Genomic DNA, 20097 nt, shown 5'->3' on the forward strand with positions numbered 1-20097 from the left:
ACTTCCACCGGGTCATCGGCGTCGAGGCGCGCCGCCAGATCCTGGAGCGGGCGGGGCGCCTGCCCGACGCCGTCGCGGCCTGCGTCGGCGGCGGCTCCAACGCCATCGGTCTCTTCCACGCCTTCATCCCCGACACGGGCGTACGCCTGGTCGGATTCGAGCCCGCCGGGCACGGCATCGAGACCGGTGAGCACGCGGCCACCCTGTCGGCGGGTGAGCCGGGCATCCTGCACGGCTCGCGGTCGTACGTCCTCCAGGACGAGGAGGGCCAGATCACCGAGCCGTACTCCATCTCGGCGGGTCTCGACTACCCGGGCATCGGCCCGGAGCACGCGTACCTCAAGGACAGCGGACGCGGCGAGTACCGCGCGATCACTGACGACCAGGCGATGCAGGCCCTGCGCCTGCTCTCGCGCACCGAGGGCATCATCCCGGCGATCGAGTCCGCGCACGCCCTGGCCGGCGCCCTCGGCCTGGGCAGGGAACTGGGCAAGGACGGCCTGATCGTGGTCAACCTGTCCGGGCGCGGCGACAAGGACATGGACACGGCCGCCCGCTACTTCGGGCTGTACGACTCCGAGGGAGAGAACAAGTGAGCACGGTCAGTGACAAGACCGGACGTATCCAGCTGCTGAGCGACACGCTCGCCAAGGCCGGGTCCGAGGACCGGGCCGCCCTCATCGCCTACCTCCCAGCCGGGTTCCCGACCGTGGACGGCGGCATCGACGCGGTCAAGGCGGTCGTCGCGGGCGGCGCGGACATCGTCGAGATCGGGCTGCCGCACAGCGACCCGGTGCTCGACGGCCCGGTCATCCAGACCGCCGACGACATCGCCCTGCGCGGCGGAGTGAAGATCGCCGACGTGCTGCGCACCGTGCGCGAGGCGCACGAGGCGACCGGGGCCCCGATCCTGGTGATGACGTACTGGAACCCCATCGACCGCTACGGCGTGGAGCGCTTCACGGCGGAGCTGGCGCAGGCGGGCGGCGCGGGCTGCATCCTGCCCGACCTGCCGGTGCAGGAGTCCGCGCTGTGGCGCGAGCACGCCGGGAAGCACGGCCTGGCCACGGTCTTCGTGGTCGCGCCGAGCAGCAAGGACGAACGCCTCGCCACCATCACCGCGGCCGGTTCCGGCTTCGTCTACGCCTCCTCGCTGATGGGCGTCACAGGGACCCGCGAATCAGTGGGCGACCAGGCACAGGAGCTGGTGCGCCGCACCCGCGCCACCACCGAGCTTCCGGTCTGCGTCGGTCTGGGCGTCTCAAACGCCGTACAGGCCAAGGAGGTCGCCGCCTTCGCCGACGGCGTGATCGTCGGCTCGGCCTTCGTGAAGCTGCTGCTGGACGCGCCGGACCTGCCCGCCGGGCTGGCCGCCGTACGGGCGCTGGCGGGCGAGCTCGCCCAAGGGGTACGCAGGAGCTGACTCGGGCGGGCCTCCGGTTCGCCGCCGGCAGGGGAAAGATCCTCCCCTGGCACTAGGGTGTTCCTTTTGCTTTCCCATTACTCTTGTCCCAAGGCCACGCAGGGTGGCCATGGAGGAGTGAGATGAGGAGCAGCAACCCGGTCTTCTCGCGACGGGGCTTCAGCCGCGACAACGGCACTGCGGGCTTCAACGCGGCACCGCAGGCCGGGGGCCCCGCCGTCGGTACGGCGCAGGGCAACCCGTACGCCCAGGGCGCCCCGGCGAACCCGTACGCGACGAGCCCTTACGCGACGAACCCCTACGCCCCCCAGGACACGCAGTACGGCGCCCCGCAGGCGCCCGTAAGCGGCAACGTCATGACGATGGACGACGTCGTCGCGCGGACGGGCATCACGCTCGGCCTCGTGGTCGCCGGCGCCACCGTCGCATGGGTGATGAATGTCGGCCTCGGCCTGGCCATCGGCGCCGCTCTCGTGGCGATGGTGCTCGGGCTGGTCCAGTCCTTCAAGCAGAAGCCCGTTCCGGCGCTGATCCTGGCGTACGCCGCTTTCGAGGGCATCTTCCTCGGCGCCCTCAGCAACTACGTGAACACGCTGGTGTCGCCGGGTGCGCCGATGCAGGCGGTGCTGGGCACGATGGCGGTCTTCGTCACCATGCTCTTCCTGTACAAGACCCGGATCATCCGGGTCACCCAGCGCTTCACGCGCTACCTGATGATCGCCGCGATCAGCTTCATCGTCCTGACCTCCGTGAACCTGCTGTTCATGGTGTTCGGCGGCGGTGACGGCCTCGGCTTCCGCAGCGGCACGATGGGCATCATCTTCGGTGTCGTCGGTGTCCTGCTCGGCGCGTTCTTCCTCGCCATGGACTTCAAGCAGGTCGAGGACGGCGTCGCGTACGGTGCTCCGCGCGAGGAGTCCTGGATGGCGGCCTTCGGCCTCACCCTGACCCTGGTGTGGATCTACCTGGAGATGCTGCGGCTGGTCTCCATCCTCAGCGGCGACGACTAGTCACAGCCAGTCGCCCCTGGGCACATGCGGAAGGGCCCGTCCGGCATTCGCCGGGCGGGCCCTTCCGCATGCCGACGGCCGCGAGGGCCGACGGGTCTAGAGCAATCGCCGGGCGGCGCGCCTCAGGTCGTACTCGTGGATGATCGCTTTCGCGTGGCCGTAGGCGAGATTGTGTTCACTCCGGAGCCAGCTGACCTTCTCCTCGAAGCGGAAGAGGGCTGGGCCGTCGTCTACGGCGCGGAGCCAGTCGGACACTTCACGACCGGTGCAGTGGGGGATTCGGGAGAGCAGGTTCTGATGGGTCTCTTCGGAGAAGACTTGGGACATTCGGCGCCTCCGGACGCATTGCGCGAGTGCTCCTTCATGTCACCGTGCCTGAGTGTTCGCCCGTTGGCAACAGGCCCGTGTGGGCGCGTAGGGTCGCGGCGTGCTCGATACAACGCCCCTGACCGCCGCCGTGGACCGATTCGCCGACCGGCTGCGCGCCGCCCCGCAGAGCCGCCTGCAGCGCGGCGCCGCCGCCGAAGGGCTCGCTCTGGCCAGGGAATTGTCCGTACGGGCGCAGCGCGTCGAGGAGCCGGGGGCAGAGCCGCGGATCATGCCGGACACCGGCGTGTTCGCGGTGGCCGATCAACTGACGGTCGCCGGTCATGATTTGGCCCAGGCGCTGGAAACGGCGTGCGCGCCGGTACGGGAAACCGAAACGGGAACGGGAACGGCCCCGTCCGTCGAGGCCGGACTGGACGAGGCCGTGCGTCTGGTGAAGGCCGCGGCGGCGCGGGCCGGGGTCTGAGCGGGGCTGGAAGCTAGATCGACGCGATGACCCGGTCGGCGAGGATGTAGACGCTTTCCTCGCCGCAGGAGAAGGTCAGGGCGTACGCACCGGAGATGCCGGAGCCGCCGAGCAGCACCGGGGACTCCCCGCCGCGCACCGACTCGGCGAGGCGCTCGGCGGTCTCGCGGTGGCCGGGGGTCATACAGAGCGTCGTACCGTCCGTGAAGACGTACACGTCGAGGGTGCCGAGGGGACCGGGGCGCACGTCGGCGAGCGCGGTGCGGGCCGCCGCGAGCTGTTCCAGGCGGGTCACGGTGCGCTCGTGGTCGGCCACGACGGGTGTCTGGACCGGCACGAAGTCGGGGTGCGAGGGGTGGCGGCGGCGGGCGGCCGCGAGCTCGGGGGAGTCCTCGGGGAAGGCGTCGGCCGGCTCCAGGTCGTCGAGAGCGTCCAGGGATTCCAGGGCGTCGGGGCCGACGGGGCCGTCGAGGGAGTCGAGCGCCTCGTACGCGTCCAACGACTCGAGGCCCGTGAAGTCCGCCTGGCGCGGGACGAAGAACGGGGGCGTCTCGTCGCCGAGACCGGTCAGACCGCCCAGCAGCGAAGGGGCGTCCGCGGCGTCGCGGGCCTCCTGCGCGGCCCAGAAGGCACGGGCCTCGGCCAGCTCGCGTTCCCGCTCCTCGGCGAGGGCCTCGGCTACGGCTTCCCGTATCCCCTCGGCGTCGGCGGCACGGGTCTGCTGGGGGACGGCGGCCCCGGAACGGCCGAACGCGGCCGCGGCCGTCAGCTCGGTACGCAGGGCCTTGACCTGCTTGCGCAGTCCGTGGACTGCGTGCAGAGCAGCGGCGCCCACGGCCGTGGCGGCGGCTGTGGTCAGCAACAGGGCAAGAGGCATGGCGCTCACTGACTTACTCCCGGTTTCATCGATCCCCCGACTTCCTACATCAGCTTGAGGTGAGTGCGCGCCATCTGTCAGTGCATTACGTCACGAAATGGACAGGTCTTTTGCCTGGTGGTTCCGCGCGTAACCGTCCTTGACCTGGGGGTATGCCTCTCCCCCAGGAGATACATCACATCCTGGGGGAGATTGGGTTACGAACCGGGTGCGGCCGGGGCCGCGGGGACGGTCAGCTGAGGCGCTCGATGACCATGGCCATGCCCTGGCCGCCGCCCACGCACATCGTCTCCAGACCGAACTGCTTGTCGTGGAACTGGAGGCTGTTGATCAGCGTGCCGGTGATGCGCGCGCCGGTCATGCCGAAGGGGTGGCCGACGGCGATGGCGCCACCGTTGACGTTGAGCTTGTCCAGGTCCAGGCCGAGGTCCTGGTAGGACGGGATCACCTGGGCGGCGAAGGCCTCGTTGATCTCCGCGAGGTCGATGTCGCCGATGCTCAGCCCGGCGCGCTTGAGCGCCTGCTTGCTGGCCTCGACCGGGCCGTAGCCCATGATCTCGGGCGAGAGCCCCGAGACGCCGGTCGAGACGATCCGCGCCAGCGGCGTCAGCCCGAGCTCCCGCGCCTTGGTGTCGCTCATGATGACGAGGGCGGCGGCGCCGTCGTTCAGCGGGCAGCAGTTGGCGGCGGTGACGCGGCCGTCGGGGCGGAAGACGGGCTTGAGGCCCTGGACGCCTTCGAGGGTGACGCCGGCGCGCGGCCCGTCGTCCTGCGACACGACGGTCCCGTCGGGGGTCGTGACGGGGGTGATCTCGCGCTCCCAGAAGCCGTTCTTGATGGCCTGCTCGGCGAGGTTCTGCGACCGTACGCCGAACTCGTCCATCTCGGCGCGGCTGATGCCCTTGAGGCGGGCGAGGTTCTCGGCGGTCTGGCCCATGGCGATGTACGCGTCGGGGACGAGACCGTCCTCGCGCGGGTCGTGCCAGTCGGCGTCCTCGCTCTGTGCGACAGCGGCGGTACGGGCCTCCGCGTCGGCGAAGAGCGGGTTGTGGGTGTCGGGCATGCCGTCCGAGCTGCCCTTGACGGAGCGGGACACCATCTCGACACCGGCGGAGATGAAGACGTCGCCCTCGCCGGCCTTGATGGCGTGCAGCGCCATGCGGGAGGTCTGGAGGGAGGAGGAGCAGTACCGGGTGACGGTGCAGCCCGGAAGGTGGTCCATCCCCATCTGCACGGCGACGATGCGGCCCAGGTTGTGCCCCTGCTCGCCGCCGGGGAGGCCGCAGCCGAGCATGAGGTCGTCGATGTCGCGGGGGTCGAGCTCGGGCACCTTGGCGAGGGCGGCCTGCACGATGGTGGCGGTCAGATCGTCGGGCCGCAGGTCCTTCAGCGAGCCCTTGAAGGCGCGGCCGATGGGCGAACGGGCGGTGGAAACGATCACGGCTTCGGGCATGACGGCTCCATGAGGGCGAGGCGAGTACGCAGGGCTGATTGGGAAGTTACCCGCACGTATGGCTCGGGTCATCGTGCGGACGATGTGATGCGGGCCTCTTTCTAAGCGACCGCTCAGTGGGGCGCTGCCCCAGGCCCCGCTCCTCAAACGCCGGAGGGGCTGAAAGTTGCCGCTGCGCGACACATCCAGCCTGTCCGGGGGTCTGGGGGCTTGCCCCCAGTTTCGGGAAGGGGCGGGTAGGGGAACAGTGCCGCAGGCGACCCGCGCCGCACCCGCGCACCCGCACCCGCGCACCCGCACCGCCCCCCTTCACAGCGCCCGGCGCGGCTCCGAAGGGGAGCGGGCCGGTTCCGTCGCGGCCGGGAGGCGCCGGCGCCGCCGGTGCTTCAGCAGGGCCCACGGCGCCCGGGCGGCCGTCACCTCCGTACCGGCGGCCGAAGCCGCCTCCGCCGCCGCCTTCGCCACCGGCAGCATGTCCTCGTCCCGCGAGGCGTCCAGCCGGTCCGACTCCGGCCACAGTCCGAGCGCCGCGCACAGCGTCGGCAGTACGGCCATCGCCGCGGTCGCGTAGCCCTCCGCCGAGGGGTGGTAGTTGTCCGGGCCGAAGAGCTCGCGGGGGTTCGCGAGGAACTCCGGCCCCAGCAAGTCGCCCAGCGACACCGTCCGCCCGCCCTGCTCCACCGCCCCGATCGTCTGCGCCGCCGCGAGCTGCCGCGACACACGCCGGGCCAGCCACCGCAGCGGCTGGTAGACGGGCTCGATCGTGCCCAGGTCGGGACAGGTGCCGACGACCACCTCCGTCCCCGCCGTACGGAGGCGGCGTACCGCCGCGGCGAGATAACGGACGGACTGCGTGGGCGGCATCCGGTGCGTGACGTCGTTCGCGCCGATCATGATCACGCAGACGTCGGGAAGCCGCTCCCGGTCCGCCAGTACGACCGTGACCTGCCGCTCCAGGTCGTCCGACTGCGCCCCGGGCTGCGCCACATTGCGCAGGACGACCGGCCGCTCCGCCACCGCCGCCAGACCGGACGCGAGGAGTGCCCCCGGCGTCTGCCCGGCCCGGCGCACGCCCTGCCCGGCCGCCGTCGAGTCGCCGAGCATCGCGAGCCGCAGCGGGGCGTCCATGGGATACCCGGCCAGCGGCATCCCGTACAGACCGTCCGCCAGTGGCGGTACGGGCGCCCGCCCACCTCCCACCGACCGCTTCGCCAGCTGCACCTCGGCAAGGAAGATCCCCACCGCCGCCGCGCCGACCAGACCGATCCCGCCCCCGCCGTACGCCGCGCCAGCGGCGATCCGCCGTGCCACCCTTGCTCTCGACACAGTCGCAGCCACCTCCTCCAGGCCTCGAAGCCACCCGCTCACTCCGCTCAATTGCTTACTGCCCGGTAGTGGGCGCTCTTCAATCGCGCCCGAACGTGAACACGCCGTTGTCGGCCCTTTACGCTGGGCTGCACCATTACGGAGACCCCGGAGCGCATCGTGCAATTTCACGACTCGATGATCACCCTCGTCGGCAACACCCCGCTTGTGAGGCTGGGCAGCGTGACGGCCGGCATCCAGGCAACAGTCCTGGCCAAGGTCGAGTACTTCAATCCCGGCGGATCCGTGAAGGACCGGATCGCCCTGCGCATGATCGAGGCGGCGGAGGAGAGCGGCGCGCTCAAGCCCGGCGGCACGATCGTCGAGCCGACGTCCGGCAATACCGGTGTCGGCCTTGCGATCGTGGCCCAGCAGAAGGGTTACAAGTGCATCTTCGTCTGCCCGGACAAGGTGTCCACGGACAAGATCAACGTGCTGCGCGCGTACGGCGCCGAGGTCGTCGTCTGCCCCACCGCTGTTGACCCCGAGCACCCCGACTCGTACTACAACGTCTCCGACCGGCTGGTCAGCGAGACGCCGGGCGCCTGGAAGCCCGACCAGTACAGCAACCCGAACAATCCGCGCTCGCATTACGAGACGACCGGTCCCGAGCTGTGGACGCAGACGGACGGAAAGATCACGCACTTCGTCGCCGGCGTCGGCACGGGCGGCACGATCACCGGGACCGGCCGCTACCTGAAGGAAGTCAGCGGCGACAAGGTCAAGATCATCGGCGCGGACCCCGAGGGGTCGGTGTACTCGGGCGGTTCCGGGCGGCCGTACCTCGTCGAGGGTGTCGGTGAGGACTTCTGGCCGTCGGCGTACGACGCGAGTGTCACGGACGAGATCGTCGCGGTGTCGGACAAGGACTCGTTCCAGATGACGCGCCGCCTCGCCAAGGAGGAGGGCCTCCTGGTCGGCGGCTCCTGCGGCATGGCGGTCGTCGCCGCGCTGCGGGTGGCCGAGCGGCTGGGCCCCGACGACGTCGTGGTCGTACTGCTGCCGGACAGCGGCCGCGGCTACCTCAGCAAGATCTTCAACGACGAGTGGATGGCGGACTACGGCTTCCTGGAGGAGTCGGGGCCGCACGCGAGCGTCGGTGACGTCCTGCGGTACAAGGAGGGCGACATGCCGAGCCTGGTGCACATGCACCCGGAGGAGACGGTGGGTCAGGCGATCGAGGTACTGCGCGAGTACGGCGTCTCGCAGATGCCGATCGTGAAGCCCGGCGCGGGCCACCCGGACGTGATGGCCGCGGAGGTCATCGGCTCGGTCGTCGAACGCGAGCTGCTGAACGCCGTGTTCGCGCAGCGCGCGCAGCTCGGGGACCGGCTGGAGATGCACATGAGCGCGCCGCTGCCGCAGGTCGGTTCCGGCGAGCCGGTGGAGGACCTGATGGCCGTGCTGGGCGGCAAGGGGCAGCACGACGCGGCCATTGTGCTGGTCGAGGGGAAGCCGACGGGTGTGGTGAGCAGGCAGGACCTGCTGGCCTTCCTGGCGAAGCCCCAGGGTTCGTAGAGGGGGTTGGGCCAGGCTCTGGGCCGGGAGGCCGGACGCCGCAGCTTCGCGAAAGTGGTACGAGGGTGACACGTCCGCGCAGCACTGGCTTAACACGCCTCGGGCACATTGGTTGTTGTCGGCGTCAAGGACAACGGAGCGGCTCCCGGAACTCCATGGACGCCTGGACACGAAGCCGGCCCTGAACCCGGCCCGTGCCCCTCGCGGGGACCGCCGTCGTCCCGCCCCCCGGCCAACCGGGGGTGCGGCGGTCCCCGCGACATATTTGTCTTTGCCGTCGGCTGCTCAGCCCTCCCGGTCGGTCTTCTCTTGCCTCAACTGCCCCTCCACTCCTACGTTCGGCTCGCCAGTCTTCCGAGCCCAGCCGGCGGCGGGCTGTACCGGGCACGTCTCCCACCTCCTGGAAGATCAACTTCTGGGCGCGGCTGCGCGACGGCGACCATGCCGCCAAGATGCTGGCCGAACAGCTGAAATCCTCCACCCTGCCCAGCCTCTGGGACACCCAACCGCCGTTCCGGATCGACGGCAATTTCGGGAACCTCCCCGAGACTCACCCTCCCCGGGACCCTCAAGCCGGGTGCCGCGGCGGCGGCAACAGCGTCCGGTCCGGGATGTGCGACGTGTCGCGCCGCGCCAGCAGCCAGTACAGCAGTGCCGGTACGGCCAGGCCCACCACCCATGAGATGTCCGCGCCGCCCAGTGGGGCCACCAGCGGCCCGGTGTAGAAGTGCGTGACGAGGAAGGGGAGCTGGACGACGATGCCCACGGCGTACACCGCCAGCGCGTCCCAGCGCCACGCGCCGTAGCGGCCGTTCGGGTCGGACAGGGCCGGGATGTCGTAACGCTCGCGCGAGATCAGGTAGTAGTCGACCAGGTTGATCGCGGACCACGGGGTGAAGAACGTCAGCAGGAAGAGCAGGAAGTCCTTGAACGACGTCAGGAAGGTGTCCTTGCCGAGCAGCGCCACCGCCGTGCCCGCCACCATGATCGCCGCGATGTACGCCGCCCGGCCGCGCGGCGAGAGCACGCGCTGACCCCGGAAGCCGCTGATGCCGGTCACCATCGACATGAAGCCGCCGTACGTGTTGAGCACGTTGATCGTCAGCTTGCCGAGCGCGATCACGAAGTAGAGGAACGACGCGACCAGGCCGGTGCCGCCGAGCGCCACGACGTAACTCACCTGGCCCGCCAGGAACGCGTCCCCCGCCGTCGCCGCCACCAGCACCCCGAACGTCATCGACCACTGTGACCCCAGTGCCGAGCCGCCCAGCGTCCACCAGAAGGTGGCGCGGCCGCTCGTCGTGCGCGGGAGGTAGCGGGAGTAGTCGGCGACGCAGCGCGAGCAGGAGGGTGAGCACGACCCCGGTGATCACGGGGGTGGGGAAGTTGCGCTGGAAGCGCCCGCCATGATCACCGGGAGCGCGAGCGGCAGCTCGACGGTGAGCAGGGTGCGCAGGGGGCGGGTGCCCATGGCCTTGGCGGCCTCGCGGACCTTGACGGGTACGGCGTCCAGGCCCTCGACGGTGTTACGGAGCAGCACGCATGCGGTTGATCATGCGGAGGGTGGTCGTCTTGCCGCACCCGGACGAGCCGACCAGGACCGTGATGCCGCCTTCCGGCATCTCCAGGCTGAGGTTGTCGACCGCTGTCGTGCCGTTCGGGAACCGCTTGTGCACTGCGTCAAATTTGATCATCGGCCATCCCTTGCCGGGGCTGTATATGGTCATGCAGAGTTCTTGGTGTCTGAATAGATGTCAATGCGCTGAGGTAAATCACTGGTTACGGCCGACCGGTGGGCGAGACGAGCTGTCCGAAGAGGAGGCGTTTGCGAATGAAGTCGTCCCACATGGTGGTCGTTCTGGACGGGCAGAGCCTCCCCGTCGCCGACGTCGTCCGCCTCGCCGACGGCGTCGCGCGCCCCGTCCCCGGCACCGACGCCATGAAGCGCGTCGAGGTCTCCTGGCACGCCGCCCGCGAGCTCGCCGCGTCCGGCCGCGTCTACGGCCGCTTCACCGGCGTGGGCGCCAACCGCTCCGAGGCCGTGCCCACCGGAGCCGCCGCCGACCACGGCCTGCGTCTGCTGCGCAGCCACGCCGGAGCGATCGGCGCCACGCTGCCCGCCCGCGAGGTACGCGCCATGCTCGCCGTCCGCGCGAACCAGCTCCTCGCGGGCGGCGCGGGCCTGCGCCGCACCGTCGTGACCGCCCTGTGCGAGGCGCTGGAGTCCGGCGCGTACCCCGTCGTCACCGAATACGGCTCGGTCGGTACGGGCGACATCGCGGCCCTCTCCCAGGTCGGCCTCGCCCTCGCCGGAGAGCAGCCGTGGCTCGGCGGTACGCCGCCCGAGGCGCAGCCGCTCGACAACAACGACGCCCTCGCCATGATCAGCAGCAACGCCCTCACCCTCGGCCAGGCCGCCCTCGCCCTCGACGAACTGCGCCGCCTCATCACCGCCACCCAGGTCGTCGGCGCGCTCTCGCTCCTCGCCGTCGACGGCTCGTACGAGGCGTACGCCGAACCCGTCCACGCGGCCCGCCCGCACCCCGGGTCGCACGCCGTCGCCGCCACCATGCGACGGCTCCTCGGCGCCCCCGAGCGGCCCACGCCGCCGCTGGGCCGCATCCAGGACCCGTACGGCTTCCGCTGTCTGCCGCAGATTCACGGGCCCGCGCAGGACGCGGCCGACCTGCTGGAACGTACGCTCGCCGTCGAGATCAACGCGGCCGCCGAGAACCCGCTGATCTGCCCCGAGGACATGTCCGCCTACCACCACGGCGGCTTCTACCTGTCCCGACTCGGCCTGGCCCTCGACCATTTCCGGCTCGCCGTCACGCAGACCGCCCGGCTGTCCACCTCCCGGCTCTCCGCGCTCAACGAGCCGGCCTTCACCCGACTGCGCCCCTTCCTCGCCGACAGTGAGCCGGGCAGCTCGGGCGTGATGATCCTGGAGTACGCCGCCGGGGCCGCCCTCGGCGACCTGAGCGCCCTCTCCGCCCCCGCCTCGCTCGGCCACGCCGTGCTCTCACGCGGCGTCGAGGAGCAGGCCAGCTTCGCCTCGCTCGCCGCACGCCAGGCGCTGCGCGCGAGCGACGCGTACCGGCATGTCGTCGGCTGCGAACTCGTCGCCGCCGTACGGGCGTTGCGCCAGCGCGACCTGCGTCCCGACCCGGAACTGCCGGTCGGCCGGGCCTTCGCTCTCGCGGACGGCGCGCTCGATTCCGACCATGTGGACCGCCCGCTCACCGATGATGTGACTGCGGCGGCCGCGCTGCTCGACCAGTTCACGGACCTGTGATGCACGGACGCACGGATGATGTAGGGAACTCTGAGGGGGATGGCATGAGCGACAGCCCTGCCGCACGACTGCAGCAGCTCTTCGACGGGCACCGGCTCACGCCGACCCAGCGGCGCATCGCGCACTGCATGGTGCGCAGGGCCGCCGATGTGCCGTTCCTGTCGAGCGTGGAGCTGGCCGAGCTGGCCGGCGTCAGCCAGCCGTCCGTCACACGCTTCGCGGTCGCGCTCGGCTTCGACGGTTACCCGGCCCTGCGCAAGCACCTGCGCGAGGTCGCGCCCACCGAGCCCTCGCGGGGCGAGGACAAGTACAACGAGTACCAGCAGGCGGTCCAGGCCGAGATCGAGAACCTCAAGCACCTCTCCGAGCTGCTCGCCGACCCCCGCCCCGTCGAGGAGGCGGGCCGTATCCTCGCCGCCTCGCGCCCGCTGCCCGTGCTCGGCCTGCGTGCCGCGTCCTCGCAGGCGCGCGGCTTCGCGTACTTCGCGGCGAAGGTCCACCCCGACGTACGCCTCCTCGACGAGAGCGGCTCGATGCTCACCGACCGCATCGACGGGGCCCGCCGGGCGGGTGCGAGCGCGCTGCTGTGCTTCGCGCTGCCGCGCCATCCGCGCGAGGTGGTGGGCGCGCTGGCGTACGCGCAGGAGCAGGGCCTGACGGTGGTGACGGTCGCCGACTCCGCCTTCGCGCCCGTGGCCGCCCACAGCGACCTGCTGATCCCGGCGGCGGTCGGCACGGGCCTGGCCTTCGACACGGCGTGCGCGCCGATGCTGCTGGGGCGGGTGCTGCTGGAGGCGATGTGCGACGACCTGCCGGACGCGCAGGCGCGGCTGGAGGAGTTCGACGCGAAGGCGGCGGCGCGCGGGCTGTTCGTGGAGTAGGGCCCCCGGCCCGCGCGTTCTCGGCGGTTTTTCACCCGGCGCTCAGAATCCGGAGTTACCCTCCCCGACTGAAACAGTCGTAACAGCCGGCAGGGAAGGGGCGGTCGTGGGGCGCGGAGAGCAGGCGCAGTCGTTGGCGAGGGTGGCGGTGGTCGTACGGGCCGGGGCGGCGCCGTTGTGGTGGCTCGGGCTGCTGGCCGCCGGCATCGGAGCGCTCGTACCCGGCCTGACCGGGCGCAGGATCGGGCTCCTGGCGGGAGCCGCGCTCTTCGTGGTCGCGGCCGCAGCCGCCGCGCTGGCCCGCCGGGGCCGTTACGCCGCACTGGCCACCACCGCGACCCGCGCCGCCCGCCGCGACTTCCTCCAGGACCGCTCCGTAACGGCGCGGGCCTGGCGCCGGAACCGCCGCTGGTGGCTGGCGGCCGCCCTTCTCGCCGCCGCGGGAAGCGCCTTCGCGCTGCCGGGCGCGGGCGGACTGCTGATGGCGGGCGCCGGCGCCGGGCTGTGGCTGAAGGCTCTGTGGATCGGCCACCGGGAGCGCAAGGAGGAGACCCTCCTGTGGGTACGTACCGACTGGCTCGGCAGCGGTCCCGCGGCCGAGCGGGTCACGACGTACCGCACCACCGGCATCGCGGCGGGCGACGCCGCGCCGGGCGGCGCGCGGCGTCGTCCGGCGGCAACGGCGGTGGTCACACGTCGAGTTCGGCCTCGATCTTCCTGAGCTGGTGGCGGGCCATCGCGAGGTTGGCCCGCGCCTTGTCCAGCGCCAGGTAGAGGAACAGGCCGTTCGCGCCACGCCCCTTGAGGAGCCGGATCAGGTGGTACTGGCCGCCCAAGGTGATCAGGATGTCCTCGATCTCGTCCTTGAGGCCCAGGTGTTCCATGGTGCGCACCTTGGCGCGCACCACATCGGTGTTGCCCGCGGCGGCCACCGCCAGGTCGAGGTCCTTGCCGCCTCCGAGAGTGCCGAGGGCCATGCCGCTGGTGTAGTCGACCAGGGCGACACCGAGAGTGCCCTCGATGCCGGTCATCGCTTCCTTGAGCGCGGTTTCGGTGTTGGCCATGAGCGTCGCACTTCCTTTTCGTCCGGTCGGGTTCTTGGCTGCTGCTGTCGTGCGTTTGGTTGCGGTCATGCGTTCTCCCGGGCGCTGTCGACCAGGGCGCCGATGCGGGCACTGGCCCGGCGGGCCTCCAGGTGCAGCCGGCCCACGTTGGCGCGCGGCTCGGCGAGGAGCGTGAGGACGGCGGACGATCCCGCCGCGTACGTGGCCACGTAGCCGTCGTCGCCGCGCACGAGCAGCTCGCGGAAGGCGCCCCGTCCGGTCGCCTCCGTCAGCCGCATCGCGACACCGAGCGCCGCGGCGGTGAGCGCCGCGACCCCCTCGGCCTCCACGGCCGTGGTGTCCTGGGCCAGTACGAGGCCGTCGACGCTCGCCGCCAGCGCTCCGGTCACGTGGGGCACCCTGGCTTTCAACCGGCGCAGCTCGTCGAGGACTTCCGGTTCGGCCGTCATCAGCTTTCTCCTTTCCGCGCGTTGTCTCAGGGCGCGCCTCATGACGCGGCGACGGGGACCGCGACGCCGACGGACCGGGGAATCACAGGCTTGCCTCCAGGGCGTCGCGAAGCCGGCGCAACAGGGCGGTGTCCGGGTCGTCGCCGGTCCGCGCGACCCAGGCGGGCACGGGCGGCGGGGGCGCCGGGGTGTCCCGTGGGGTGGCGACCGTCCCCGCCGCCGCGAGCCTTCGTACGTCGATCAGCGTGTGGAAGGCCGGCCGGCCCAGGGCCCGGGCGATGTCCCCCGGCGTGCGTTCACCGTCCGCCAGGTCGAGTACGGCGCGCTGCCTGCGGGTGACGGGCTGCTCGGCCGGGCTGGCGCGGCGTACGACAGGGGCGGTGTCGGTGTCCGGGTACGGCCAGAGGTCGTCGAGCAGTTGTCTGCGCCGCCGCGATTCACGCTCGACCACGGCGGCGGAGACCGGGCGTATGCGGCCCAGCCAGTGCGCCGCCCCGTACCGGAAGCGGGTCGGGCCGCTGCCGGGGGCCAGCGCGAAGAAGGCGGCGTCGAACAGCGCGCTCAGATGGCAGAGTTCGAGCTCGCCGCCGGCCAGCCGGCCGCTGTCGACGAGGAAGCGCCCGACCCGGCCCCGGGTGCCCGCCCGGTCGACGGCCTCCTGCCAGTCCTCGGCGGGCAGCCGCCCGGCCGCCGTCAGCAGTACGTCGATGCCGGGCGCGGCCGGGCTCTCGGCGTGCACGACCTGTCCCTCGACGAGGTAGAGGGTCCCGTGGTCCCGCAGCAGGGCGCCGGTGGCGCGCTCGGCGGCCAGCCGGACCAGCATCGGGGGCACGGCCGCGGTCATCCCAGGACCAGCTGCTCTGCGAGGCTGCGCAGGCGTAATCGGGCCAGGGCCAGATTGCCGTCCTCGCGGTCGAGCCACAGGTGCAGGAAGACGCTGCTGTCGAAGGCGGTTTCGACGTAACGCAGCAGGTGGTAGCCGCTCGGGGCGGTGATGATGACGTCCTCGACGGGCAGTCCGTCGGTGGAGAACGCCCGCTGCTCGGCGGCCATCCGGGCCAGTTCCGCCGTCTCCGCCGCGGTGGCCTCGTGGTCGCCGTTCGGCGAGTCCCCGACCGTGCCGAGCGCGAGCCCGCTCGTCCAGTCCACCAGGGAGGCTCCGCGGGCGCCGGGCAGGACCATCGCCGCGAGCAGACATTCGTCGATTCCGGGCATGCGGAACCCCCCTTCCGGTATGGCACACGGATGCGGACTGCCGGACGCGTGTTCTGCGGCAGTGACGAGGAGACTACGTACAGGGCGATGCCCCGGTACGTGGTTCTGGCATTTTCCATACGCACATGCCAGCTAGCTTTCGTCTCGTACCTTCATTACTGCTTTATTGATCGCCCAGAGACCGATTCCGATCAGAATGAGTACGCCTGCGCGGATGTAGACGTCCGCGGGCCGGTCGGCCAGCGGGCTGGCGAGGATGATCGCGGTGATCGCGCCGAGCACGGGCAGGGCCGTCGGCGTACGGAAGTGCTGGTGCGCGACGCGGTCCTTGCGCAGGACCAGTACCGCGACATTGACCACGGCGAAGACGCACAGCAGCAGGAACGCCGTCGTGTCGCCGAGCCCCTCGATCTCGCCGGTCGACACCAGCCCGATCGCGAGCAGCGACACGAACACGATGCCGACGACGGGCGTGCGACGCCCGGACAGGACCCGGCCCATGCCGCGCGGCAAAATGCGCTCGTTGGCCATGCCGTAGCAGAGCCGCGAGGCCATCATGATGTTGATCAGCGCCGAGTTGGTCACGGCGAACAGCGCGATCAGCGCGAACAGTTTGGGCGGGAAGTCGACCCCGCCCGCCTTCACGACCTCAAGCAGCGGGCCGCTGGACTTCTGGAGCGTCGTGTAGTCGACGAGCAGCGAGGACACCAGGGCGACCAGGACGTAGATGGTGCCGGTGACGGCGACGCCGATGAAGATCGCCTTCGGGAAGGTGCGCTGCGGATCCTTCGTCTCCTCCGCCATGTTGACCGAGTCCTCGAAGCCGACGAAGGCGAAGAAGCCGAGCGCGGTGGCGCCGAGCACGCTGGTGAGCAGGGCGTAACCGGTCCCGGACGCCTGGAACTCGCCGAGCCGGGCGGGCTCGCCGCCGCCGGAGAACACGGCGTACGCACCGATCACCAGGATGATCGCCAGGCCGGTCAACTCGACGAGCGTCAGCACCACGTTCGTCTTCACGGACTCCGACACGCCGCGCAGGTTGAGCGCGGCGAGCGCGACGACGAAGAGGATCGCGACGAGCGTCGGCGGCACGGCGTCGGTGAACTCCGCCAGGTAGTCGCCGCTGAACGCGCGGGCGGCGGCGCTCGCGGACGACAGGCCCGAGCACATCACCATGAAGGCGATGATGAAGGTGAGGAACGGGACCTTGAAGGCCTTCTGGGCGTAGAGCGCGGCGCCTGCGGCCTTCGGATACTTGCCGACGAGTTCGACGTACGACGCCGCCGTCAGGATCGCGACGACGAAGCCGATCGCGAAGGGCAGCCACAGCGCGCCGCCGACCTTCCCCGCCACTTTGCCGGTGGTGGCGTAGATGCCGGTGCCCAGGATGTCGCCGATCACGAAGAGGATCAGCAGCTTGGGTCCGAGAGCCCGCTTGAGCGGTGTGTCGTCGACTGTGCCGGATGCTTCGGAACCGGTGGTCATGGGACCTCCCCCCTTGTCGGTGTGGGGAAGTCTCTGCCCGGTGGAACGCGACTGATGCCAGGGCCGGTGGCAGGGCGGATTACAGCAGCGCGTCGGCGTGTGCCCCGCCCGACTCGGTGACGATCTCGGCGAGGGTCTGCGGCGGCCGTACGACGCTGAAGCGGACGCCGCCGGGGCCGGCGGTGAAGCCGTGGATGCCCGCCCTGGCCAGGCTGTTGTAGGCGTAGTGCGCGGCCATGTAGTACGCGCCGGTGTCCAGCACCGCCGCGTAGTCGCCCTGGTCGAGGAGCGGCAGCAGCCGGTTCTCGGCCAGCAGGTCGCCCGCGAAGCACGCCGGGCCCGCCACGTCCTGCGCGACCGGCGGACCCCCCTTCGGCAGGCCCTTCGCGTCGTACGCCGCGATCCGCAGCGGCCAGGACTCCGGGGCGTACACGGTCCGGGTCGCGATCTGGACGCCCGCGTGGGTGATGGCGATCGGCCGGTCGCCGGAGGTCTTCGCGTACTCGACGCGGGCGAGGACGGTGCCGTGCTTGGCGAGCAGCGAGCGGCCGAATTCGGTGACCAGGCCGTAGCGCCCGTCCAGCAGTCCGGGGACGTGCTGCTTGAGGAGGCGGGCGTAGCCGGCGTACGTCGGAGTCCCGGCGTCGGAGGCGAAGTTGACGGGCAGGCCGCCGCCGATGTCGACGGTGTCGATCTGCCGGCGTCCGGCCGCCGCGTTGATCTCCTCGGCGAGTTCGTACGCCGCCGCCACGCCCCGCGCCATCAGCTCCAGGGGCAGCCCCTGCGAACCGGAGTGCGTGTGCAGCCGGGTCATCCACGGCCGGTCCAGGTAGGCGCGTACGACCCACGCACGGGCACCGGGGTCGCGCAGCGCCACGCCGAACTTGGAGGTGGCGGTGGCGGTGGAGAGCGCGCCGATGGAGCCGCCGCCGATCTGCGGATTGACGCGCAGGCCGATGGGGGAGGTGCTGGGGCCCGCCTCGACCAGCGCGTCGATGCGCGCCAGCTCCTGCGGATTGTCGGCGTTGACCGCGATGCCCAGCGCGAGCGCCTCGCTCAGCTCGGCGGAGGTTTTGGCGGGGGAGTCCAGGACGGTGTGCGCCGGGCGTACGCCGGCGGCGCGGGCCAGGGCCAGCTCGCCGGGGCTCGCGACTTCGGCCCCGATGCCGCCGTGCTCGTACAGCAGCCGCAGGACGGGGACCAGCGGTGTGGCCTTGACGGCGAAGGCGTGCAGGACCGGGGTGCCGGGCGGGGTGACCTCGTCGAACGCGGCGCGCAGCGCGGCGGCCGAGGCGCGGATGCCGGTGACGTCGAGCAGGCCGGCGAGGGGCAGGCCGGGGCCGACGACGCCCTGCTCGACCGCGGCGCGTACGGCCTGCTCCCTGCGGGCGGGGGCTGCCGTGTCGGGGCCGGTGTCCGGGCCGGTGTCCGACCCGGTGCCGGGACCCGTGTCGGGGCTTATGTCCGAAGGCATGTGTTCAAGCCAACCACCCACTCGGACGCCGCGCAGGCGCCCAGACGTATTGACTAGCTCTATTCATCTCGCCAGGATGTGAATAGACGCCAATGCAGTCACTCGCGAGGAGGCACACCATGTCAGGACCCCGACCCGTACGGGCACCGCGCGGTACGGAGCTGAGCGCCCTGGGATGGCAGCAGGAGGCCGCCCTGCGCATGCTCCAGAACAACCTCGACCCCGAGGTCGCCGAGCACCCGGACAAGCTCGTCGTCTACGGAGGCACGGGCAAGGCGGCCAGGGACTGGCGCTCGTTCGACGCCATGGTGCGCACCTTGAAGACGCTGAAGCAGGACGAGACGATGCTCGTCCAGTCCGGGCGCCCGGTCGGCGTCATGCAGACCCACGAGTGGGCGCCGCGCGTGCTCATCGCCAACTCCAACCTGGTCGGCGACTGGGCGAACTGGGAGGAGTTCCGCCGCCTGGAGCAGCTCGGCCTGACCATGTACGGCCAGATGACCGCCGGGTCGTGGATCTACATCGGCACCCAGGGCATCCTCCAGGGCACGTACGAGACCTTCGCGGCGGTGGCTGCCAAGAAGTTCAACGGCACCCTCGCGGGCACCATCACCCTCACCGCCGGCCTCGGCGGCATGGGCGGCGCCCAGCCCCTCGCCGTGACCATGAACGACGGCGTCGCCATCTGTATCGACGTCGACCCGCGCGCCATCGAACGCCGCATCGAGCACCGCTACCTCGACGTCAAGGCCAACAGCCTGGAGCACGCCCTCCAGCTCGCCGTAGAGGCCCGCGACGCCCGCAAGCCCCTCTCCATCGGCCTCCTCGGCAACGCGGCCGAGCTGCTCCCGCGCATGCTCGCCGAGGGCGCCCCGATCGACATCGTCACCGACCAGACGAGCGCCCACGACCCGCTCGCGTACCTCCCGATCGGTGTCGACTTCGACGACATGGCGTCGTACGCCGCCGAGAAGCCCGCCGACTTCACGCTGCGCGCCCGCGAGTCCATGGCCAGGCACGTCGAGGCCATGGTCGGCTTCATGGACGCCGGCGCCGAGGTCTTCGACTACGGCAACTCGATCCGCGGCGAGGCCCAGCTGGCCGGTTACACGCGCGCCTTCGACTTCCCCGGCTTCGTACCGGCGTACATCCGCCCGCTGTTCTGCGAGGGCAAGGGCCCGTTCCGCTGGGCGGCGCTGTCGGGCGAGGCGTCGGACATCCACAAGACGGACAAGGCGCTGCTCGACCTCTTCCCCGAGAACGAATCGCTGCACCGCTGGATCAAGATGGCCGGCGAGCGCGTCCACTTCCAGGGCCTGCCGGCCCGTATCTGCTGGCTGGGCCAGGGCGAGCGCGACAAGGCGGGCGCCCTGTTCAACGACATGGTGGCCGACGGCACCCTCGCCGCCCCCCTCGCGATCGGCCGCGACCACCTCGACTGCGGCTCCGTCGCCTCGCCCTACCGCGAGACCGAGGCCATGCTCGACGGCTCCGACGCGATCGCCGACTGGCCGCTGCTCAACGCCATGGTCAACGTCGCCTCCGGCGCCTCCTGGGTCTCCATCCACCACGGCGGCGGCGTCGGCATGGGCCGCTCCATCCACGCGGGCCAGGTCTCGGTGGCCGACGGCACGAAGCTCGCGGGCGAGAAGATCCGCCGCGTACTGACGAACGACCCGGGCATGGGCGTCATCCGCCACGTGGACGCGGGTTACGACATCGCGGAGAAGACGGCGGACGAGCAGGGCGTACGTGTCCCGATGCGGGAGGGCGACGAGGCGTGACCTCCAGCGAC

Annotated in this window: 19 protein-coding genes and 4 pseudogenes; 10 read left to right on the top strand and 13 right to left on the bottom strand. The window is 71.2% G+C overall.

The window, feature by feature from the left end; translation table 11 throughout:
- From J7E91_RS32625 to J7E91_RS32635, 3 genes are all read left to right on the top strand, one after another.
- A partial coding sequence (locus J7E91_RS32625; protein WP_214910548.1) for a pyridoxal-phosphate dependent enzyme occupies nucleotides 1-596 on the top strand: 596 nt, incomplete at its 5' end.
- A complete protein-coding gene (gene trpA, locus J7E91_RS32630; RefSeq protein ID WP_214910550.1) occupies nucleotides 593-1423 on the top strand; it encodes a tryptophan synthase subunit alpha in 831 nt (276 codons plus the stop codon). The genes J7E91_RS32625 and trpA, both read left to right, overlap by 4 nt.
- 122 nt (nucleotides 1424-1545) lie before the next feature.
- Complete coding sequence (locus J7E91_RS32635; protein WP_214910552.1) at nucleotides 1546-2433, top strand: Bax inhibitor-1/YccA family protein; 888 nt, start codon at nucleotides 1546-1548, stop codon at nucleotides 2431-2433.
- Between the two features lie 96 nt (nucleotides 2434-2529).
- Here the strand turns inward: J7E91_RS32635 and J7E91_RS32640 are convergent, their stop codons facing one another.
- Nucleotides 2530-2760, bottom strand: a complete 231-nt coding sequence (locus tag J7E91_RS32640; RefSeq protein WP_138899329.1) for a DUF4287 domain-containing protein — start codon at nucleotides 2758-2760, stop codon at nucleotides 2530-2532.
- Between the two features lie 100 nt (nucleotides 2761-2860).
- Here J7E91_RS32640 and J7E91_RS32645 point away from each other — a divergent pair, with 100 nt between their 5' ends.
- The gene (locus J7E91_RS32645; protein ID WP_214910554.1) at nucleotides 2861-3226 is read left to right on the top strand and encodes a hypothetical protein; all 366 of its coding nucleotides are present in this window, start codon (nucleotides 2861-2863) and stop codon (nucleotides 3224-3226) included.
- A 13-nt stretch (nucleotides 3227-3239) separates the two neighbouring features.
- Here J7E91_RS32645 and J7E91_RS32650 read toward each other — a convergent pair whose 3' ends face one another.
- The 3 genes from J7E91_RS32650 to J7E91_RS32660 all read right to left on the bottom strand — a co-directional run bounded on the left by J7E91_RS32650 (nucleotide 3240) and on the right by J7E91_RS32660 (nucleotide 6867).
- Nucleotides 3240-4088 carry a hypothetical protein gene (locus J7E91_RS32650; RefSeq protein ID WP_214910646.1) on the bottom strand — a complete coding sequence of 283 codons (849 nt, stop codon included), beginning with the start codon at nucleotides 4086-4088 and terminating at the stop codon, nucleotides 3240-3242.
- Between the two features lie 247 nt (nucleotides 4089-4335).
- Entirely contained in the window at nucleotides 4336-5556 is a 1221-nt protein-coding gene (locus tag J7E91_RS32655; RefSeq protein WP_214910556.1) for an acetyl-CoA C-acetyltransferase, read from the bottom strand.
- Nucleotides 5557-5865: 309 nt separating this feature from the next.
- The gene (locus J7E91_RS32660) at nucleotides 5866-6867 is read right to left on the bottom strand and encodes an SGNH/GDSL hydrolase family protein (RefSeq protein WP_214910648.1); all 1002 of its coding nucleotides are present in this window, start codon (nucleotides 6865-6867) and stop codon (nucleotides 5866-5868) included.
- Between the two features lie 174 nt (nucleotides 6868-7041).
- Here J7E91_RS32660 and J7E91_RS32665 point away from each other — a divergent pair, with 174 nt between their 5' ends.
- Both J7E91_RS32665 and J7E91_RS37450 read left to right on the top strand, forming a co-directional pair.
- Entirely contained in the window at nucleotides 7042-8439 is a 1398-nt protein-coding gene (locus tag J7E91_RS32665) for a cystathionine beta-synthase (RefSeq protein WP_214910558.1), read from the top strand.
- Nucleotides 8440-8681: 242 nt separating this feature from the next.
- Nucleotides 8682-8975: pseudogene (locus J7E91_RS37450) on the top strand (hypothetical protein); the annotation flags it as partial.
- Between the two features lie 32 nt (nucleotides 8976-9007).
- Here the strand turns inward: J7E91_RS37450 and J7E91_RS32670 are convergent.
- The 3 pseudogenes from J7E91_RS32670 to J7E91_RS37460 all read right to left on the bottom strand — a co-directional run.
- A pseudogene (locus J7E91_RS32670) lies at nucleotides 9008-9772 on the bottom strand (cytosine permease); the annotation flags it as partial.
- A 1-nt stretch (nucleotide 9773) separates the two neighbouring features.
- A pseudogene (locus tag J7E91_RS37455) lies at nucleotides 9774-9988 on the bottom strand (ABC transporter permease subunit); the annotation flags it as partial.
- A pseudogene (locus J7E91_RS37460) lies at nucleotides 9981-10133 on the bottom strand (ATP-binding cassette domain-containing protein); the annotation flags it as partial. The pseudogenes J7E91_RS37455 and J7E91_RS37460, both read right to left, overlap by 8 nt.
- 137 nt (nucleotides 10134-10270) lie before the next feature.
- On the opposite strand from J7E91_RS37460, the gene J7E91_RS32685 reads away from it, so the two are divergent.
- The 3 genes from J7E91_RS32685 (at nucleotide 10271) to J7E91_RS32695 (ending at nucleotide 13336) form a co-directional block, all read left to right on the top strand.
- Nucleotides 10271-11734, top strand: coding sequence for an aromatic amino acid ammonia-lyase (locus J7E91_RS32685; protein ID WP_214910561.1), 1464 nt, complete (start codon nucleotides 10271-10273; stop codon nucleotides 11732-11734).
- Nucleotides 11735-11778: 44 nt separating this feature from the next.
- Nucleotides 11779-12615 carry a MurR/RpiR family transcriptional regulator gene (locus J7E91_RS32690; RefSeq protein ID WP_214910563.1) on the top strand — a complete coding sequence of 279 codons (837 nt, stop codon included), beginning with the start codon at nucleotides 11779-11781 and terminating at the stop codon, nucleotides 12613-12615.
- A gap of 106 nt (nucleotides 12616-12721) precedes the next feature.
- Nucleotides 12722-13336 carry a hypothetical protein gene (locus tag J7E91_RS32695; RefSeq protein WP_214910565.1) on the top strand — a complete coding sequence of 205 codons (615 nt, stop codon included), beginning with the start codon at nucleotides 12722-12724 and terminating at the stop codon, nucleotides 13334-13336.
- Here the strand turns inward: J7E91_RS32695 and J7E91_RS32700 are convergent.
- The 6 genes from J7E91_RS32700 to J7E91_RS32725 form a co-directional block, all read right to left on the bottom strand.
- Nucleotides 13305-13679, bottom strand: coding sequence for a hypothetical protein (locus J7E91_RS32700; RefSeq protein WP_028810786.1), 375 nt, complete (start codon nucleotides 13677-13679; stop codon nucleotides 13305-13307). The two genes, J7E91_RS32695 and J7E91_RS32700, sit on opposite strands and share 32 nt — an antisense overlap.
- Nucleotides 13680-13744: 65 nt before the next feature.
- Nucleotides 13745-14170 carry a roadblock/LC7 domain-containing protein gene (locus J7E91_RS32705; protein ID WP_214910567.1) on the bottom strand — a complete coding sequence of 142 codons (426 nt, stop codon included), beginning with the start codon at nucleotides 14168-14170 and terminating at the stop codon, nucleotides 13745-13747.
- Nucleotides 14171-14210: 40 nt separating this feature from the next.
- A complete protein-coding gene (locus J7E91_RS32710; protein ID WP_214910569.1) occupies nucleotides 14211-14972 on the bottom strand; it encodes a transcriptional regulator in 762 nt (253 codons plus the stop codon).
- Entirely contained in the window at nucleotides 14969-15343 is a 375-nt protein-coding gene (locus tag J7E91_RS32715; protein WP_214910571.1) for a hypothetical protein, read from the bottom strand. The genes J7E91_RS32710 and J7E91_RS32715 overlap by 4 nt, the downstream gene beginning before the upstream one ends.
- 132 nt (nucleotides 15344-15475) lie before the next feature.
- The gene (locus J7E91_RS32720; RefSeq protein ID WP_214910573.1) at nucleotides 15476-16828 is read right to left on the bottom strand and encodes an APC family permease; all 1353 of its coding nucleotides are present in this window, start codon (nucleotides 16826-16828) and stop codon (nucleotides 15476-15478) included.
- A 79-nt stretch (nucleotides 16829-16907) separates the two neighbouring features.
- Nucleotides 16908-18302, bottom strand: coding sequence for a diaminopimelate decarboxylase (locus J7E91_RS32725; protein ID WP_214910575.1), 1395 nt, complete (start codon nucleotides 18300-18302; stop codon nucleotides 16908-16910).
- Between the two features lie 119 nt (nucleotides 18303-18421).
- Between J7E91_RS32725 and hutU the strand changes: the two genes are divergently transcribed.
- On the top strand, nucleotides 18422-20086 hold the full coding sequence (hutU, locus tag J7E91_RS32730) for a urocanate hydratase (RefSeq protein WP_214910577.1): 1665 nt from the start codon (nucleotides 18422-18424) through the stop codon (nucleotides 20084-20086).
- Nucleotides 20087-20097 lie beyond the last annotated feature (11 nt).

This window comes from Streptomyces sp. ISL-99, assembly GCF_018614005.1.
Taxonomy (GTDB): domain Bacteria; phylum Actinomycetota; class Actinomycetes; order Streptomycetales; family Streptomycetaceae; genus Streptomyces; species Streptomyces flavidovirens.

Bases quoted from the DNA above. Each gene is read 5' to 3' on its own strand.
- J7E91_RS32715 (WP_214910571.1), bottom strand. From the start codon at position 15,343: ATGCCCGGAATCGACGAATGTCTGCTCGCGGCGATGGTCCTGCCCGGC.
- J7E91_RS32640 (WP_138899329.1), bottom strand. From the start codon at position 2,760: ATGTCCCAAGTCTTCTCCGAAGAGACCCATCAGAACCTGCTCTCCCGA.
- J7E91_RS32690 (WP_214910563.1), top strand. From the start codon at position 11,779: ATGAGCGACAGCCCTGCCGCACGACTGCAGCAGCTCTTCGACGGGCAC.
- J7E91_RS32720 (WP_214910573.1), bottom strand. From the start codon at position 16,828: ATGACCACCGGTTCCGAAGCATCCGGCACAGTCGACGACACACCGCTC.
- hutU (WP_214910577.1), top strand. From the start codon at position 18,422: ATGTCAGGACCCCGACCCGTACGGGCACCGCGCGGTACGGAGCTGAGC.
- J7E91_RS32635 (WP_214910552.1), top strand. From the start codon at position 1,546: ATGAGGAGCAGCAACCCGGTCTTCTCGCGACGGGGCTTCAGCCGCGAC.
- J7E91_RS32700 (WP_028810786.1), bottom strand. From the start codon at position 13,679: ATGGCCAACACCGAAACCGCGCTCAAGGAAGCGATGACCGGCATCGAG.
- J7E91_RS32710 (WP_214910569.1), bottom strand. From the start codon at position 14,972: ATGACCGCGGCCGTGCCCCCGATGCTGGTCCGGCTGGCCGCCGAGCGC.
- J7E91_RS32685 (WP_214910561.1), top strand. From the start codon at position 10,271: ATGAAGTCGTCCCACATGGTGGTCGTTCTGGACGGGCAGAGCCTCCCC.
- J7E91_RS32655 (WP_214910556.1), bottom strand. From the start codon at position 5,556: ATGCCCGAAGCCGTGATCGTTTCCACCGCCCGTTCGCCCATCGGCCGC.
- J7E91_RS32705 (WP_214910567.1), bottom strand. From the start codon at position 14,170: ATGAGGCGCGCCCTGAGACAACGCGCGGAAAGGAGAAAGCTGATGACG.
- J7E91_RS32725 (WP_214910575.1), bottom strand. From the start codon at position 18,302: ATGCCTTCGGACATAAGCCCCGACACGGGTCCCGGCACCGGGTCGGAC.